This window comes from Streptomyces sp. KL109B, from assembly GCF_030766935.1.
Taxonomy (GTDB): domain Bacteria; phylum Actinomycetota; class Actinomycetes; order Streptomycetales; family Streptomycetaceae; genus Streptomyces.
In genome coordinates this window covers 137135-153992 of sequence record NZ_JASERL010000007.1, presented here as the reverse complement: position 1 = coordinate 153992, position 16858 = coordinate 137135, and the positions used below count along the sequence as shown (strand labels likewise).

Annotated in this window: 12 protein-coding genes; 10 read left to right on the top strand and 2 right to left on the bottom strand. The window is 71.9% G+C overall.

What is annotated here, in order from left to right; all coding sequences use genetic code 11:
- Nucleotides 1-124: 124 nt before the first annotated feature.
- Together RBJ65_RS24325 and RBJ65_RS24320 are read left to right on the top strand one after the other, a co-directional pair.
- Nucleotides 125-1789 carry a PucR family transcriptional regulator gene (locus RBJ65_RS24325; RefSeq protein WP_306318673.1) on the top strand — a complete coding sequence of 555 codons (1665 nt, stop codon included), beginning with the start codon at nt 125-127 and terminating at the stop codon, nt 1787-1789.
- Between the two features lie 280 nt (nt 1790-2069).
- Complete coding sequence (locus RBJ65_RS24320; protein ID WP_306318672.1) at nt 2070-3515, top strand: aldehyde dehydrogenase family protein; 1446 nt, start codon at nt 2070-2072, stop codon at nt 3513-3515.
- 123 nt (nt 3516-3638) lie between these two features.
- Here RBJ65_RS24320 and RBJ65_RS24315 read toward each other — a convergent pair whose 3' ends face one another.
- On the bottom strand, nt 3639-4226 hold the full coding sequence (locus RBJ65_RS24315; RefSeq protein WP_306318671.1) for a hypothetical protein: 588 nt from the start codon (nt 4224-4226) through the stop codon (nt 3639-3641).
- Nucleotides 4227-4497: 271 nt separating this feature from the next.
- Between RBJ65_RS24315 and RBJ65_RS24310 the strand changes: the two genes are divergently transcribed.
- Nucleotides 4498-6435: an acyl-CoA dehydrogenase family protein gene (locus RBJ65_RS24310; protein ID WP_306318670.1), complete on the top strand. Its 1938-nt coding sequence runs from the start codon at nt 4498-4500 to the stop codon at nt 6433-6435.
- Nucleotides 6436-6456: 21 nt separating this feature from the next.
- Here RBJ65_RS24310 and RBJ65_RS24305 read toward each other — a convergent pair whose 3' ends face one another.
- The gene (locus RBJ65_RS24305) at nt 6457-7356 is read right to left on the bottom strand and encodes a LysR family transcriptional regulator (RefSeq protein WP_306318669.1); all 900 of its coding nucleotides are present in this window, start codon (nt 7354-7356) and stop codon (nt 6457-6459) included.
- 159 nt (nt 7357-7515) lie between these two features.
- On the opposite strand from RBJ65_RS24305, the gene RBJ65_RS24300 reads away from it, so the two are divergent.
- The 7 genes from RBJ65_RS24300 to RBJ65_RS24270 all read left to right on the top strand — a co-directional run bounded on the left by RBJ65_RS24300 (nt 7516) and on the right by RBJ65_RS24270 (nt 16857).
- Nucleotides 7516-8433: an SDR family oxidoreductase gene (locus RBJ65_RS24300; protein WP_306318668.1), complete on the top strand. Its 918-nt coding sequence runs from the start codon at nt 7516-7518 to the stop codon at nt 8431-8433.
- Between the two features lie 249 nt (nt 8434-8682).
- Entirely contained in the window at nt 8683-9993 is a 1311-nt protein-coding gene (gene dxr / locus RBJ65_RS24295) for a 1-deoxy-D-xylulose-5-phosphate reductoisomerase (RefSeq protein WP_306318667.1), read from the top strand.
- Nucleotides 9990-11291 carry an RIP metalloprotease gene (locus tag RBJ65_RS24290; RefSeq protein WP_306318666.1) on the top strand — a complete coding sequence of 434 codons (1302 nt, stop codon included), beginning with the start codon at nt 9990-9992 and terminating at the stop codon, nt 11289-11291. The genes dxr and RBJ65_RS24290 overlap by 4 nt, the downstream gene beginning before the upstream one ends.
- Nucleotides 11292-11463: 172 nt before the next feature.
- Complete coding sequence (gene ispG / locus RBJ65_RS24285) at nt 11464-12621, top strand: flavodoxin-dependent (E)-4-hydroxy-3-methylbut-2-enyl-diphosphate synthase (protein WP_306318665.1); 1158 nt, start codon at nt 11464-11466, stop codon at nt 12619-12621.
- A gap of 276 nt (nt 12622-12897) precedes the next feature.
- Nucleotides 12898-13746: a GNAT family N-acetyltransferase gene (locus RBJ65_RS24280; protein WP_306318664.1), complete on the top strand. Its 849-nt coding sequence runs from the start codon at nt 12898-12900 to the stop codon at nt 13744-13746.
- A 58-nt stretch (nt 13747-13804) separates the two neighbouring features.
- On the top strand, nt 13805-16243 hold the full coding sequence (locus tag RBJ65_RS24275; RefSeq protein WP_306318663.1) for a tetratricopeptide repeat protein: 2439 nt from the start codon (nt 13805-13807) through the stop codon (nt 16241-16243).
- Between the two features lie 44 nt (nt 16244-16287).
- Nucleotides 16288-16857, top strand: coding sequence for a GNAT family N-acetyltransferase (locus RBJ65_RS24270; protein ID WP_306318662.1), 570 nt, complete (start codon nt 16288-16290; stop codon nt 16855-16857).
- Nucleotide 16858 lies beyond the last annotated feature (1 nt).

Below are 16858 nucleotides of genomic sequence, written 5' to 3'. Positions count from 1 at the left end.
TCGTTCATACGGACCGGCCAAAAGCTTCACAAGATCCACGAGAACCGGATCCCCTGACAACCGGATCCCCGACCACCGATCCACGCGTACGTACGTCCCGCCCAGCTCACCGAAGGCCTGGCCCATGCCGCCCACGCTCGCCTCGCTCGTCCACCACTCGGCGCTCAAGCTCGGCGTGCGCGCGGGCGAGCAGCATCTGGACACCCCGGTCCGCTGGGCGCACGTGAGCGAACTCGCCGACCCCGTCCCGTACATGGAGGGCGGCGAACTCCTCCTCATCACCGCGCTCAAGCTGGACGCCGAGGACCCCGAGGCCATGAGCCGCTACGTGAAGCGGCTCGTCGACGCCGGGGTCGTCGGCCTCGGCTTCGCCGTCGGCGTCAACTACGACGACGTACCGGAAGCCCTGGTGAAGGCGGCGAAGGACGAGGGCCTGCCGCTGCTCGCGGTGCCGCCCCGCACCCCCTTCATCGCGATCAGCAAGGCGGTCTCGGCCGCGATCGCCGCCGAACAGTACAAGGCGGTCACCTCCGGCTTCGCCGCGCAGCGCGAGCTGACCAAGCAGGCGCTGAACGCGGGCCCCGAGGGCGTGCTCGCCGTGCTCGCCGCGCAGATCGACGGGTGGGCCGCGCTGTACGACGCGTCCGGCGCGGTCGTCGCCACCGCCCCGGAGTGGGCGGGCCGCCGCGCCGCCCGCCTCACGGGCGAGGTCGAACGGCTCCGGGAACGCCCCGCACCCGCCAGCGCGGTGGTGGAGTCCGGCTCCGACGACCGCGTCGAACTCCACTCCATCGGCACAGGGCGGCGCCCCCGCGCGGCGCTCGCGGTCGGCACGGCCGCGACCCTCGGCACGGCCGAGCGGTACGCCCTCCACTCGGCGATCGCCCTCCTCACCCTCACCACCGAACGCTCCCGCGCCCTGTACGCCGCCGAGCAGCGGATCGGCGCGGCCGTCCTGCGGATGCTCCTCGCGGGCGAACCCGACCACGCGCGCGCCGTCGCCGGAGACCTGTACGGGGCGCTGCTCGACGCGCCGTTCCGGATGGTGATCGCGGACGCCGCCTCGTCGCCGTCGGGCGGGACGGCGCTGGCGCAGTCGACCGGTACCGGTGCGCAGCCGGCCGGGACCGCGGCGCTGCTCGCGGAGGCGGTGACCGGGGCCGGGGGGCCGGGGGCGGGGCCGTTGCCGGTGCTCGCGGACGTGGTGGAGTCGGCGGCGGCGCGTTCCGGTGAGGCGCTGCTCGTCGTCCCCGACGGCCAGCGGCTCGTGCTGCTCGCCGTCGACGGCGGGGCGGCGGCGGAGGCGTGCCTCCAGTACGCGGAGGCGTTGGAGGCCACGCGCGGCGAGGGCGCGTCCTCCTCCGAGGAGGGCCTTGTCATCGGGTTCTCGGCGCCGGCCGGGCCGATCGCGGCGGTGTCCGCGTACAAGCAGGCCGAACAGGCGCTGTCCGTCGCGCGGCGGCGGGGGCGGGTTCTGGTGGAGCACGAGGACGTCGCGACGGGCTCCGTCCTCCCCCTCCTCGGCGACGACGCGGTCCGCGCGTTCGCGGACGGACTCCTGCGGGCGCTGCGCGACCACGACGCGACGGGGCGCGGGGACCTGGTCCGGTCGTTGCGGGCGTGGCTCTCGCGGCACGGTCAGTGGGACGCCGCGGCGGCGGACCTGGGCGTCCACCGCCACACCCTCCGCTACCGCATGCGCCGCGTCGAGGAAATCCTCGGCCGCTCCCTGGACGACCCGGACGTCCGCATGGAGCTCTGGCTGGCCCTCAAGGCCACCGGCACCTGACGCCGACGCCCGGGGCTCCGCCCCGGACCCCGCTGCTCAATCGCCGCAGGGGCTTGATCTCCCCACCCCCGCAGCCAGCCTCACCGGCGTTATATCCAGCCCCGCCGGCGTTTGAGGCGCGGGGTCCGGGGCAGAGCCCCGAGGCCGCAACGCCGTTGTGCCGAAATGGCGAAGTTGGGCGTGGGGACCACTCCGCGGCGGCGAAACGCCCACCCCCGCCACCCGCCCTACCGTGGTCACACCCACCGCAAACCCCACGGAGAGGCCGGTACACACACCCATGACCGACACCCACGCCTTCTGGCTCGCCGGCCGCCAGGCCACCGGTGACACGACGTTCGACGTGCACAACTCCTACGACGGCCGCCTCGTCGGCACCGTCGCCGAGCCCACCGAGGCCCAGGTGGAAGAGGCCGTCGCCGCCGCCCACTCCGTGGTGGACGAGTTCGCCGCGACCCCGGCGCACGTACGGGCCAAGGCCCTGAACCACGTCGCCGACCGCCTGATCGAGCGCACCGAGGAGATCGCCCAGCTGATCTCCGCGGAGAACGGCAAGCCGATCAAGTGGGCCCGCGGCGAGGTCGGCCGCGCCGTCTCCGTGTTCCGCTTCTCCGCCGAGGAGGCCCGCCGCTGGAACAGCGGCGAGGCCCAGCGCCTCGACACCGACGCCGGCGGCACCGGCCGCATGGCCATCACCCGCCGCATCCCGAAGGGCGTCGTCCTCGGCATCGCGCCCTTCAACTTCCCGCTGAACCTGAGCGCCCACAAGGTCGCCCCGGCCATCGCGGTGGGCGCGCCCATCATCCTCAAGCCGGCCCCGGCCACCCCGATCTCCTCGCTCATCCTGGGCGAGCTGCTCGCGGAGACGGACCTCCCGGCCGGTTCCTGGTCGGTCCTCACGGTCCCCAACGACCGCATGCCCGCCCTCGTACAGGACGAGCGCCTCCCGGTCATCTCCTTCACCGGTTCCGGCCCCGTCGGCTACGCGATCATGGACAGCGTCCCGCGCAAGCACTGCACCCTGGAGCTCGGCGGCAACGGCGCGGCCGTCGTCCTCGCCGACTACGCCTCCGAGGCCGACCTGGACTGGGCGGCGAGCCGCATCGCCACGTTCTCCAACTACCAGGGCGGCCAGTCCTGCATCTCGGTGCAGCGCGTCATCGCCGACGCCGCCGTGTACGACCGGCTCCTGCCGAAGGTCGTCGCGGCCGTCGAGGCCCAGGTCACCGGCGACCCGGCCGACGCCGCCACCGACGTGGGCCCGCTGGTCAGCGAGGACGCCGCGAAGCGCGTCGAGTCCTGGGTCGACGAGGCCGTACAGGCGGGGGCGAGCCTCCTCGCCGGCGGCAAGCGCGACGGTGCCACCTACGCGCCGACCGTCCTCGCCGACGTACCGGCCGATGTCACGATCGCCTGCGAGGAGGTCTTCGGACCGGTCCTCACGGTGAAGAAGGTGGACGGCGAGGCCGAGGCCTTCGCCACCGTCAACGACTCCAAGTACGGCCTCCAGGCAGGCGTGTTCACCCACGACCTGCAGACCGCGTTCCGCGCCCACCGCGCCCTCGAGGTCGGCGGCGTGGTCATCGGCGACGCCCCGTCCTACCGCGCCGACCAGATGCCGTACGGCGGCGCCAAGCAGTCCGGCGTCGGCCGCGAGGGCGTCAAGTTCGCCATGGACGACTACACGTACGAGCGTGTCCTCGTCCTGACGGGCCTCGCCCTCTGACCCGACCCGCCTGTTTCAGGACCCGGCGCGCGCCTGTACCGCGCGCCGCCCACGACGGCCGGAGCCCACTGTGCGGGGGCTCCGGCCGTCGGCTGTTCCGGGTGTCCTGGCTTCGGGCGTCTGCTACGCGGTGTCCTCGCACACGCTCTCTTCTTCGTGATTGGCGGAGGCCAGGTTTTCCCAGTCGTTTATCGGTGTCGCCTCGTAGGTGCGGATGCTGTTCGCGTGGCGTTGGCAGAACTCGTAGTCGAGTACGCCGTCGCCGAACACCACCTGTATCCCCTGGTCGGGAATCCGGTAGACATCACGCAGGCGCGGCATGCTCAGCTCTGCCAGCGCGTAGGCGAGTACGACGTGCACCTCGCCCTCGGTGGCCGCGATGGTCGAATTCAGCAGCAGGCTTCGCTTTTCCGATGGCCCGTCCTGGCGGAGTGCGAGATGGAGCATCGCCCCGAACCGGTCCAGCATGGCGCCGCTGATTTCCGGAGAAATCCGAGAACTCTCGCAGAACGCGTGCAGTGCCCTGCTGAAGGGGCGGTATTTCGCGTCTCCGACCTTTACCTCGTGCGTCACGACCTTGAACTGGATGTCCCAGAACGGGCTGGTCGAAAAGAGGTAGCGGAATCTGGCGAAAGCGGTGCCGGCGTACTCGGCGGAGGACGGATCCACCGCGGCTGTCAGATAGAGCCTTCTGTGCAGTGTGGCGGCCACGGTCGCCCAGTCCCCGAGCGTCTCAAGGTCGCCTCCCAGGGGCGGCAGCGAACTCTCGTCGGTCCCGTGGGTGTGCCCGATGGCCTTGTCGTGAATGGCGCGTGGTGCCCTGGTCGCCTGTGGGTGCCGGTATCACGGGCACCACCGCTCCCGGCGGTGAACGGTGCGCGCGAGGACTGGTCGAGATGCCCGCTATCGGGTACATACGATCCAGTAGCACCGGTCGGTAACGAACCGGGCGGTGGACCCGACGCGCGGCGAGGTGAACCTCATGTCCGCAACATCCCGGCCCAAGGTCTCGGAACGAGAAGCACGCGAAGTAGCGGAGGCGGCCCGCGAACAGGACTGGCGCAAGCCCAGCTTCGCCAAGGAGCTGTTCCTCGGCCGGTTCCGGCTCGACCTCATCCACCCGCACCCGCTGCCCGCCGACGAGGACGCGCAGCGCGGCGAGGAGTTCCTCGCCAAGCTGCGCGACTTCTGCGAGACGAAGATCGACTCGGCGCGCATCGAGCGCGAGTCGCAGATCCCCGACGAGACGATCAACGGGCTCAAGGAGCTCGGCGCCTTCGGGATGAAGATCGACACGAAGTACGGCGGCCTCGGCCTCACGCAGGTCTACTACAACAAGTCGCTCGCGCTCGTCGGCTCGGCCTCGCCCGCCATCGGCGCGCTGCTCTCGGCCCATCAATCCATCGGCGTACCCCAGCCGTTGAAGATCTTCGGCACGCAGGAGCAGAAGGACACGTTCCTGCCGCGCTGCGCCCGCACCGACATCTCGGCGTTCCTGCTCACCGAGCCCGACGTCGGCTCGGACCCGGCCCGCCTCGCCACCACGGCCGTCCCCGACGGCGACGACACGTACGTCCTGGACGGCGTGAAGCTGTGGACGACGAACGGCGTCGTCGCCGACCTCCTCGTCGTCATGGCCCGCGTACCGAAGTCGGAGGGGCACAAGGGCGGCATCACGGCGTTCGTCGTCGAGGCGGCCGACGAGGGCATCACCGTCGAGAACCGCAACGCCTTCATGGGCCTGCGCGGCATCGAGAACGGCGTCACCCGCTTCCACCAGGTCCGCGTCCCGGCGGCCAACCGCATCGGTCCCGAGGGCGCCGGGCTCAAGATCGCGCTCACCACCCTCAACACCGGCCGCCTCTCCCTCCCCGCGATGTGCGTCGGCGCCGGCAAGTGGTGTCTCAAGATCGCCCGCGAGTGGTCGGCGGAGCGCGAACAGTGGGGCAGGCAGGTCGCGTTCCACGAGGCCGTCGGCGCGAAGATCTCCTTCATCGCGGCGACCTCCTTCGCCCTGGAGGCGGTCCTTGACCTGTCGTCCCAGATGGCCGACGAGGACCGCAACGACATCCGCATCGAGGCCGCCCTCGCCAAGCTGTACGGCTCCGAGATGGGCTGCCTGATGGCCGACGAACTGGTCCAGATCCGCGGCGGCCGCGGCTTCGAGACCGCCGAGTCGCTGGCCGCGCGCGGCGAACGCGCCGTCCCCGCCGAACAGGTCCTGCGCGACCTGCGCATCAACCGCATCTTCGAGGGCTCGACCGAGATCATGCACCTGCTGATCGCGCGCGAGGCCGTCGACGCGCATCTCTCGGTCGCGGGCGATCTCATCGCCCCCGAGAAGTCCCTGACGGACAAGGCGAAGGCGGGCGCGAAGGCAGGCGGCTTCTACGCGAAGTGGCTGCCGAAGCTGGTGGCGGGGCCTGGCCAACTCCCGCGTACCTACGCCGAGTTTCACCCTTCCGGCCACCCGGACCTCTCCACCCACCTCCGCTACGTAGAGCGCTCCGCCCGCAAGCTCGCCCGCTCCACCTTCTACGCCATGTCCCGCTGGCAGGGCCGCATGGAGACGAAGCAGGGCTTCCTCGGCCGGATCGTCGACATCGGCGCCGAACTCTTCGCCATGAGCGCCTCCTGCGTACGCGCCGAACTCCTGCGCACCACCGAGCCGCACGGCCGCGAGGCCTACCAGCTCGCCGACGCCTTCTGCCGCCAGTCCCGCATCCGCGTCGACGAACTCTTCGACCGCCTGTGGACCAACACCGACGACATCGACCGCAAGGTCGTCAAGGGCGTCATTGGCGGTACGTACACGTGGCTGGAGCAGGGCGTCGTCGACCCCAGCGGCGACGGCCCCTGGATCGCCGACGCGACCCCCGGCCCCAGCAAACGGGAGAACGTCCACCGCCCGATCCGCTGACCCGCCTGCGGCCGAACGCTCCTACCGCCCGGGACCGGTGAGCCGGTCCCGGGCCACCTCCTTGAAGTCCGCGACGAGCCGACCCCGGTCGCCGACCCGCGTCACGAGCGCCACCTGGCACGGCTCGACGCCCTCCAGCGCGACCTCGGCGATGTCCGACCGCAGCGCGTGCGACCGCAGGCCCGCCACCGAGATGGCCAACGCACGCCCGTCCGCGACGAGTTCGACCTTGTCCTCGATCGCCTCGATGACCGGCCCGTCCGGCGCCCGGCTGCCGTCCGGACGCGGATCGAACCGCCAGAACGCGTCCCACGACGGATCACCCGCCATCCGCGGCAGCGGCTCGCCCGCGATGTCGTCCAAGGTGACCGACTCCTTCCCGGCGAGCCGGTGCTCCGCAGGTACGAGGACGGAGCGCGGCTCGTCGTACAGCACCGTCACCTCCAGCCCGTCGGCGGGAAACGGGAGCCGGGTCACCAACGCGTCCACCCGATGGCCCACCAGGGCGTCCCGGGCCTCCTTCCAGGACACGTGCGTGGCCTGGATCTCGGCGTCCGGACGGCGGCGGCGCAGGGCGTGCACGGCGGGCGTGACGATCAGCCCAGGCGTGAACCCGACGGTGCACCGCGCCGGCCTGGCCGCCGCCCTGACCTGCGCCGCGGCCCGCGCGGCATCCCGCAACAGCGCCTCCGCCCGCGGCAGGAACACCGCACCGGCCTCGGTCAGCCGCGACCCCTGCGGCGTACGGTCCAGGAGGCGCGCCCCCAACTGCCGTTCCAGGCGGCGGATCTGGCGGCTCAGGGACGGCTGGGTGGTGTGCAGGGCTTCGGCGGCCCGGCCGAAGTTCCGGTGCTCGGCGACGGCGGTGAAGTAACGCACGAGCCGTAGATCGAGAAAGGCCTCGGGCGAGAGCTCGGACATGCCGCCAGAGTACTGGAGCGTCCGGGCCGACCTGTGGTGATGCGCGGGGCGTATGGCCCCATGCGGAACAGGCTTTGGACGCGCGCGGGGCCCCGGCCGGAGGCTGGAATCCGGCACCTCGCCCCGCACCCACTCACCTCGCCCACAGGGAGCACACCCATGCGCGTATTCGTCACCGGAGCCACCGGCTGGGTCGGCTCCGCCGTCACCCGCGAGCTGATCGACCACGGCCACGAGGTCGTCGGCCTGGCCCGCTCGGAGCGAGCCCGCACCGCACTGACGGCGGCCGGCGCCACCCCGTACCGCGGCTCGCTCGACGACCCCGACGGTCTCGCCGCCGCGGCCAAGGACGCCGACGGCGTCCTCCACCTCGCCTTCGACCACACCTTCACCGACCACGCGGGCGCGGGCGCCGCCGACCTGCGGGCGATCGAGGCGATGGGCACGGCCCTCGCCGATACCGGAAAACCCCTCGTCGCCACCTCCGGCCTGCTCTTCGAGCACGGCCACCACGGCACCGAGGACGACCCCGGCAGCACGGCCTCGCCCGGCGGGGTCCGCGTCGCCTCGGAGAACGCCGCGCTCGCCCTCGCCGAACGCGGCGTCCGCGCCTCGGTGCTGCGCCTCGCCGCGTCCGTGCACGGCGCGGGCGACCCCGGATTCGTGGCCCGGCTCGTCGCCGTGGCCCGCGAGAAGGGCGCCGTGGCGGTGGTCGGCGACGGCGCCAACACCTGGCCCGCCGTGCACCGTTCGGACGCCGCCCGCCTCTACCGCCTCGCCCTGGAGTCCGCCCCGGCGGGCACCCGGCTGCACGGCGTGGCCGAGGAGGGAGTGATGCTGCGCGACATCGCCGACGTCATCGCCCGCCGCCTCGACGTCCCGGTGACACACCTCACGCCCCGTCAGGCGGCCGACCACTACGGCTGGTTGGCGGGATTCGCCGGATACGGCGTGCAGGCCCGCAGCGACCACACCCGCACGACCCTCGACTGGCACCCCACCGGCGCACCCCTCCTCACGGACCTGGAGAACCACTACTTCGCCGCCCCGGCCCACCCGGGAGCCGCCAGGCCCTGAACTCCGGCGAATCCGTCACGACGGACCGGGGGGACTCGACGAGCGACGACGTGCGGAGGGAAACGCGGTACCGGGACGATCCGGCACCGGCCGCTCGGCGTCCTCGCGCTCTCCGTCCCCTTCGCGGTCAGGGGAGCGGCCCTGTACGTCCGCGCGGTGGTGAGCGCGAACCTCGCTCATTTCATCCGTTCGACGACTCGTTGAACCCGCCCTGTCAGCCACACAGGAAAGGCACGCAAGAATAGGGGCATGAGCGACAGCCCAGCCCCCCTCGCGGACCCGCACCTCCTCTTCGACCCGGCCCCGGCCGACGCCCCCCGTGACGTCGCCGTGCTCGGCTCCACGGGATCCATCGGCACGCAGGCCGTCGACCTCGTGCTGCGCCATCCCGACCGGTTCCGCGTCACCGCGCTCAGCGCCGCGGGCGGCCGCGTGGAACTGCTCGCCGAGCAGGCGCGGCAGCTGCGCGTACGCACCGTGGCCGTGGCCCGCGAGGACGTCGTGCCCGCGCTGCGCGAGGCGCTGGCCGCGCAGTACGGGGCGGGGGAGGCGCTGCCGGAGATCCTCGCCGGGCCGGACGCCGCCACCGAGATCGCGGGGCGTGGCGACTGCCACACCGTGCTCAACGGCATCACCGGCTCCATCGGCCTCGCCCCGACGCTCGCCGCCCTCGAAGCGGGCCGCACCCTCGCGCTCGCCAACAAGGAGTCGCTGATCGTCGGCGGCCCGATCGTCAAGCGCCTCGCCAAGCCCGGCCAGATCATCCCGGTCGACTCCGAGCACGCCGCCCTCTTCCAGGCCCTCGCCGGCGGCACCCGCGCCGACGTCCGCAAGCTCGTCGTCACCGCCTCCGGCGGCCCCTTCCGGGGACGTACGAAGGCGGACCTCGCGAATGTCACCGTGGACGACGCCCTCGCGCACCCCACGTGGGCGATGGGCCCGGTCATCACGATCAACTCCGCGACGCTGGTCAACAAGGGCCTTGAGGTCATCGAGGCGCACCTGCTGTACGACATCCCCTTCGACCGCATCGAAGTCGTCGTGCACCCCCAGTCGTACGTCCACTCCATGGTCGAGTTCGTCGACGGCTCGACGCTCGCCCAGGCCACCCCGCCCGACATGCGCGGCCCGATCGCGCTCGGCATCGGCTGGCCCGAGCGGGTCCCCGACGCGGCGCCCGCCTTCGACTGGTCCAAGGCGTCCAGCTGGGAGTTCTTCCCGCTCGACAACGAGGCGTTCCCGGCCGTGGGGCTCGCCCGACACGTGGGGGAGCTCGCGGGCACGGCTCCGGCGGTGTTCAATGCCGCCAACGAGGAGTGCGTGGACGCGTTCCTGAAGGGCGCCCTGCCGTTCAACGGGATCATGGAAACTGTGACGAAGGTCGTGAACGACTGCATCGCTGAGAAGCGTGGCACATCCGAATCGGGAACTTCGCTCACCGTCGCGGACGTCCTCGATGCGGAGACCTGGGCCCGCGCCCGGGCCCGTGAACTGACGAAGACCACGGTCAAGAAGACTGCGGACAAGACGGACAAGGCAGCCGCGGAGGCTCGTGCATGACGACCTTGATGATGATCCTCGGCATAGTGATCTTCGCCGTGGGTCTGCTCGTCTCCATCGCCTGGCACGAGCTGGGCCACCTGTCGACGGCCAAGCTGTTCGGCATCCGCGTGCCCCAGTACATGGTCGGCTTCGGCCCCACGATCTTCTCCCGGCACAAGGGCGAGACCGAATACGGCGTCAAGGCCATCCCGCTCGGCGGCTACATCCGCATGATCGGCATGTTCCCGCCCGGCGCCGACGGCCGCATCGAGTCCCGCTCGACCTCCCCCTTCCGCTCGATGGTGGAGGACGCGCGGGCGGCGGCCTTCGAAGAGCTTCAGCCCGGCGACGAGGACCGCCTCTTCTACACGCGCAAGCCGTGGAAGCGCGTCATCGTCATGTTCGCGGGCCCGTTCATGAACCTGATCCTCGCGATCGGGCTCTTCCTGACGGTCCTGATGGGCTTCGGCGTCACCCAGCAGACGAACGTCGTCTCGTCCGTCTCCTCCTGCGTCATCCAGGCCAGCGCCAACCGCGACACCTGCAAGGCCTCCGATCCCGAGTCCCCGGCGAAGGCGGCGGGCCTGCAGCCGAAGGACAAGATCGTCTCCTTCAACGGCGTCACTACGGACGAGTGGAACGTCCTGTCCGACGAGATCCGCAAGAGCGCGGGCGAGACGGTGCCGATCGTCGTGGAGCGCGACGGCCACCAGCAGACCCTCAACGCCAAGATCGCCACCAACCAGGTGCCGAAGAAGGACTCCCGGGGCCAGATCACCGACGGCTACGTCAACGCCGGCTTCCTCGGCTTCACCGCCGCCACCGGCGTCGTACGGCAGGACTTCGGCGACTCCGTGACCTGGATGACCGACCGGGTCGGCGACGCGGTCGACTCGATCATCGCGCTGCCCGCCAAGATCCCCGCCCTGTGGGACGCGGCGTTCGGCGACGGCCCCCGCGAGCAGGACTCCCCGATGGGCGTCGTGGGCGCGGCCCGGGTCGGCGGCGAGATCTTCACCATGGACATCCCGGCCACGCAGCAGCTCGCGATGGCGCTGATGCTGGTCGCGGGCTTCAACCTGTCGCTGTTCCTCTTCAACATGCTCCCGCTGCTGCCGCTCGACGGCGGGCACATCGCGGGCGCCCTGTGGGAGTCGCTGCGACGGAACGTGGCACGCGTCTTCCGGCGCCCGGACCCGGGCCCGTTCGACGTGGCGAAGCTCATGCCGGTGGCGTATGTGGTGGCCGGTGTCTTCGTCTGCTTCACGCTCCTCGTGATGATCGCGGACGTCGTGAACCCGGTGAAAATCTCCTGATCAGGCCCCGGACACGGGGTGTTCGTACGTTGTTCGGGACGGCCCGGCACCCTTGGTGCCGGGCCGTCCCTCGTTGAGGGGGTTTGCCGGGGCGCGATGTGCTGGGCCGTGCGCCGGTGACGTAATCTCGGAAGCCTCTGGACTCGATCCACTCCTTGGGGTTGCACAGCAGATGACTGCGATTTCTCTCGGCATTCCGTCGGTACCGACCAAGCTCGCCGAGCGGCGCAAGAGCCGCCAGATCCAGGTCGGCACCGTGGCGGTCGGCGGGGACGCCCCGGTGTCCGTCCAGTCGATGACGACGACGCGCACGTCCGACATCGGCGCCACGCTGCAGCAGATCGCCGAGCTCACCGCCTCCGGCTGCCAGATCGTCCGCGTGGCCTGCCCCACGCAGGACGACGCCGACGCGCTGCCCGTCATCGCGCGCAAGTCGCAGATCCCGGTCATCGCCGACATCCACTTCCAGCCGAAGTACGTCTTCGCGGCCATCGAGGCCGGCTGCGCCGCGGTCCGCGTGAACCCGGGCAACATCAAGCAGTTCGACGACAAGGTCAAGGAGATCGCGCAGGCTGCGAAGGACCACGGCACGCCGATCCGCATCGGCGTCAACGCGGGCTCCCTCGACAAGCGCCTCCTCCAGAAGTACGGCAAGGCGACGCCCGAGGCCCTCGCCGAGTCGGCCCTCTGGGAGGCCTCCCTCTTCGAGGAGCACGGCTTCCGCGACATCAAGATCTCGGTGAAGCACAACGACCCCGTGGTCATGGTCAACGCGTACCGGCAGCTCGCCGCGCAGTGCGACTACCCGCTGCACCTGGGTGTGACCGAGGCCGGTCCCGCCTTCCAGGGCACGATCAAGTCGTCCGTCGCCTTCGGCGCGCTGCTCGCCGAGGGCATCGGTGACACGATCCGGGTGTCCTTGAGCGCTCCCCCCGTCGAGGAGATCAAGGTCGGCAACGCGATCCTGGAGTCCCTCAACCTCAAGCCGCGCCGCCTGGAGATCGTCTCCTGCCCGTCCTGCGGCCGCGCCCAGGTCGACGTCTACAAGCTCGCGGAAGAGGTCACGGCCGGCCTCGACGGCATGGAGGTCCCGCTCCGTGTCGCCGTCATGGGCTGCGTCGTGAACGGTCCCGGCGAGGCCCGCGAGGCCGACCTCGGCGTCGCCTCCGGCAACGGCAAGGGCCAGATCTTCGTCAAGGGCGAGGTCATCAAGACCGTGCCCGAGTCGAAGATCGTCGAGACGCTGATCGACGAGGCGATGAAGATCGCCGAGCAGATGGAGAAGGACGGCATCGCCTCCGGCGAACCGTCGGTGTCCGTCGCCGGCTGAACCGTGTGCGGCTGAGGCCCGCCGTTCCCTCCGGGGCGGCGGGCCTTTTGCGTGGGTGCCCGCGGGGGCGTTGCGTCGGCGGCTGCCGGTCGCGCCGATGGTCCCGTTCGCGCAGTTCCCCGCGCCCCTTTCAGGGGCGCGGGGAACTGCGCGCCCAGCCACGTCGCAGGCGCGCCAACGGTCAGGGCGGCCCCGGCTCCCGGTAACCCGCCACACCCGCGGAGCGCCAGGTACAGTGCGGAGATCAGTAGCCCATCTGGTGAGGCCCCTCCGCACGTGTTGACTCAGACCACCACCCGGGTCCTCGAACCGAGCGACCTCGACGCCGCGCTCGCCGTCCTCGACCGCGAGCCCGTCGCCAACGCCTTCGTCACGGCCCGCGTCCGCGTCGCGGGCCTCGACCCGTGGCGGCTCGGCGGCGAGATGTGGGGCTGGTACGAGGACGGCATGCTGGAGTCGCTCTGCTACGCGGGCGCCAACCTCGTCCCGATCTGCGCCACCGACCGCGCCGTCCGCGGCTTCGCCGACCGCGCCCGCCGCGCAGGACGCCGCTGCTCCTCGATCGTCGGCCCGGCGGAACCCACCGCCCGCCTGTGGCAACTCCTCGAACCCGGCTGGGGCCCGGCCCGCGAGATCCGCTCCCACCAGCCGCTGATGGTCACCGACCGGATGCCCGCCGACATCGCCCCGGACCCGTACGTCCGCCGCATCCGCAAGGACGAGATGGACACGATCATGCCCGCGTGCGTGGCGATGTTCACCGAGGAGGTCGGCGTCTCCCCGCTCGCGGGCGACGGCGGCCTGCTCTACCAGGCGCGCGTGGCCGAACTCGTCGGCTCAGGACGCTCCTTCGCCCGCATCGACGAGCACGGCAAGGTCGTCTTCAAGGCCGAGATCGGCGCCGCCACCGATCAGGCCTGCCAGATCCAGGGCGTCTGGGTGGCCCCCGAGTACCGCGGCCGCGGCTACGCCGCCCCCGGCATGGCGGCCGTCCTGCGCTACGCCCTCGCCGACGTCGCGCCCGTCGTCAGCCTCTACGTCAACGACTTCAACACCCCGGCCCGAGCCGCGTACCGGCGCGTCGGCTTCGAGGAGGTCGGGGCGTTCATGAGCGTGCTGTTCTGAGCGGCGGCCCGGCGACCGGACCGGGCCGGGGCGGGCCGCGGGACTGTGAGGGGGAGACATGGTCGACAGGCATGAGACGCATGAAACGCACGAAGCGCACGAAACGCACAACAGCTTCTCCGGAGGCGACGTGCACGGCGGACTGTTCCAAGCGGGATCCATCGGCACCCTCGTCCTGCCGTCGCCCCGCGAACCCCTGACCTGGCCGCTGCGCATCGGCGCCGTACCCGACGAGGCCACCGCCTTCCAGCCCCGAGCCGCGCTCCGGCGACGTATCGGCGGCTCCGCGCACACCGCGGTGCTCACCGGAGGCGGCGGCGTCGGCAAGACCCAACTGGTCGCCGAACGCGCCCGCCACGCACTGTCCGCCGGCACCGACCTCGTCGTATGGCTGGACGCCTCCCGCCCCGACCGGCTGCTGCCCCAGTACGCGGACGCGGCCCGCGCGGTCCGGGCGTCGCGGGCCGTGGGGGAGAGCACCGAGGCCGATGCCCGCGCCTTCCTCGACTGGCTCGCCACCAGCCGCCGTTCCTGGCTGGTGGTCCTCGACGACATCGCCGAACCCGCGGCCCTCGACGGCTGGTGGCCACCGGCCGCGGGCGCGGCACGGGGACGGGTCCTCGCCACCACCCGCCGCCGCGACGCCGCACTGCGCGGCGGCGGTCGCGCCGTCCTCGAAGTCGACCCCTACGACGCGTCGGAAAGCGTCGACTACCTGCGCGCCCGCTTCGACGAGGCCGAGGAGCCGCGACTCCTCGACGAGACGGACGAGACGGACGGGACGGACGGGACGGACGAGGCGGCCGGGCAGCTGTGCGAGGCACTCGGGCACCTCCCCCTGGCCCTCGGCTACGCCGCCGCCTACATGATCAACGAGGGCCTGCCGTGCGGCAGTTACCTCACCCGTCTCGCCGACCGGCGCACCCGCCTCGACGAGGCGCTGCCGCGCGACGGCGGCGACGGCGAGGGCTACGGCCGGGAGGTCGCCGCCGCCCTCACGCTCTCCCTCGAAGCGGCCCAGCGGGCCCGCCCGGTGGGCCTCGCCGAGCCCGCCGCCCGGCTCGCCGCGTATCTGTCGCCGACCGGTCACCCCGAGGCGTTCTGGGAGACGCGGGCCGTGACCGACTTCCTCGACGGGCGGGACGCGGCCGAGGCGAGATCGGCCATGCGGCTGCTGCACCGCTACGCGCTCCTCACCCACCAGACCGGCGACCCGGCACAGGGCGTCCGCATCCACGCCCTCACCGCGCGCGCCGTACGCGAGTCGGTGCCCGAGCAGGAGGCGGGCGCCGTCGTCCGGGCGGCGGCCGACGCCCTGCTGGAGATCTGGCCGGAGGACGACACCGACGACCCCGCCCTCGCCTCCGTACTGCGGACCAACACGGAGGCGTTGACCGAGCACGGCGGAGATCACCTCTGGCTGCCCGACGGGCACGAGCTGATGTTCACGGCCGGTGCGAGCTGGCTCAACCGCGGCATGTTCGGGACGGCGACCGCATATTGGGAAGGCCTCGTACGGCGGGGGCGGGCCTGCCTGGGCGACACCCACCTCGCCACGTTGGGGGCGCGTTCGTTCCTCGCCGACGCGTACCGGGTGACCGACCGCGTGGACGAGGCCATCGCGGTCCTCGAGCAGGCGCTGACCGACGCGAGGGAAACCCCGGGCGCCGGTCGAGCCCGCCGCTTCGCGCTCCGGTCCAGTCTCGCCGACTGCTATGTGAAGACCGGTCGTACGACGGAGGGCATCGCACTTCAGAAGCGCACCGTGGCCGCTTGCGTCCGTTCCTACGGACGCAAGCACGAACGCACCCTGGAGGCCCAGCAGGAGCTGGTGGCCCTGTATCGAAGCGCAGGCCCGGCGTACGCCTCCGACGCCCTCGGCCTGCAGGAGCGGGTGGCGGCCGACTACCGACGCCACGTCGGGGCCGGGGACCCGGACACGATCCTCGCCCATCACAACCTGGCCGCCTGCTACCTGGAAAACGGCATGATCGACAAGGCCGTCCCGCTGCGGGAGCGGGTCCTGGCGGACAGCGAGCGCCATCTCGGCGAGTCGAACGCGCAGACCCTGCACGCGCGCACCTCGCTGGCCCTCAGCTACTGGTACACGCGTGGCGCCGAAGCGGCGCTCCCGCTCCTGGAACGCGCGGCCACCGACAACGAACGACTGCTCGGCGCGCACCACCCTCTCTTCATCGACTCCCTCGACCACCTCGTCAACTGCCTCTGGGAGGCCGGACGGTACGAGGAGGCCAGGAACTGGCAGGAGCGCGTCCTGGCGGACGACACGGCCCGCCTCGGCCCGGAGCACCGCGACACCCTCCTCGCCGCCGGCAAGCTCGCCATGTGCCTCTGGGAGACGGGCGCCAGGACCCGCGCCGCCCGGCTCCTGAAGCAGACCGCCGCGGACATGCGCGGGGTCCTGGGCCCCGACGACGAGGACACGCGCGTCGCCGAGCGGACCCTGCGCCGGTGGCGCGGCGGCGATCACGGATGACCATGCCGGTCCCGGGTCTCCGGCCACCGCGATACCCTCCGGGCATGCCGCATCGGAACCGTACGGACGACCGCGCCGTCACCATCGGCCCCCTGGACCTGCGCAGCCGTGTCGACGAGGCGCTCGCCGTGCAGGCCTACGCGTTCGGGCTCACCGACGACGAGATCGCCGTACGCCGCCAGATCGTGCTGCGGCACATCACGTACCCCGGCGCCCGTTCCCTCGGCGCCACCACCGACACAGGGCGCCTCGTCGGCTTCGTGTACGGCATGCCGAACGACCGCGCCCACTGGTGGTCCACCGTCGTCGAGCCGTACCTGCGCGCCCGCGGCGAGGACCACTGGCTCGACGACTCCTTCGTCATCACCGAGCTGCACGTCCACCCCGGCTACCAGAACCGCGGCATCGGCCGCACCCTCATCACCTCGATCACCGACGGCGCCGCCCAGCCCCGCTCGATCCTCTCCGCGATCGACTTCGACAGCCCGGCCCGCGGCCTCTACCGCTCGCTCGGCTACGAGGACCTGGCCCGGCACGTGCTGTTCCCGAGCGCCCCGCGCCCGTACGCGGTGATGGGCGCGCCACTCCCGCTGCGGCGCCCGGCGATCCGCTGAC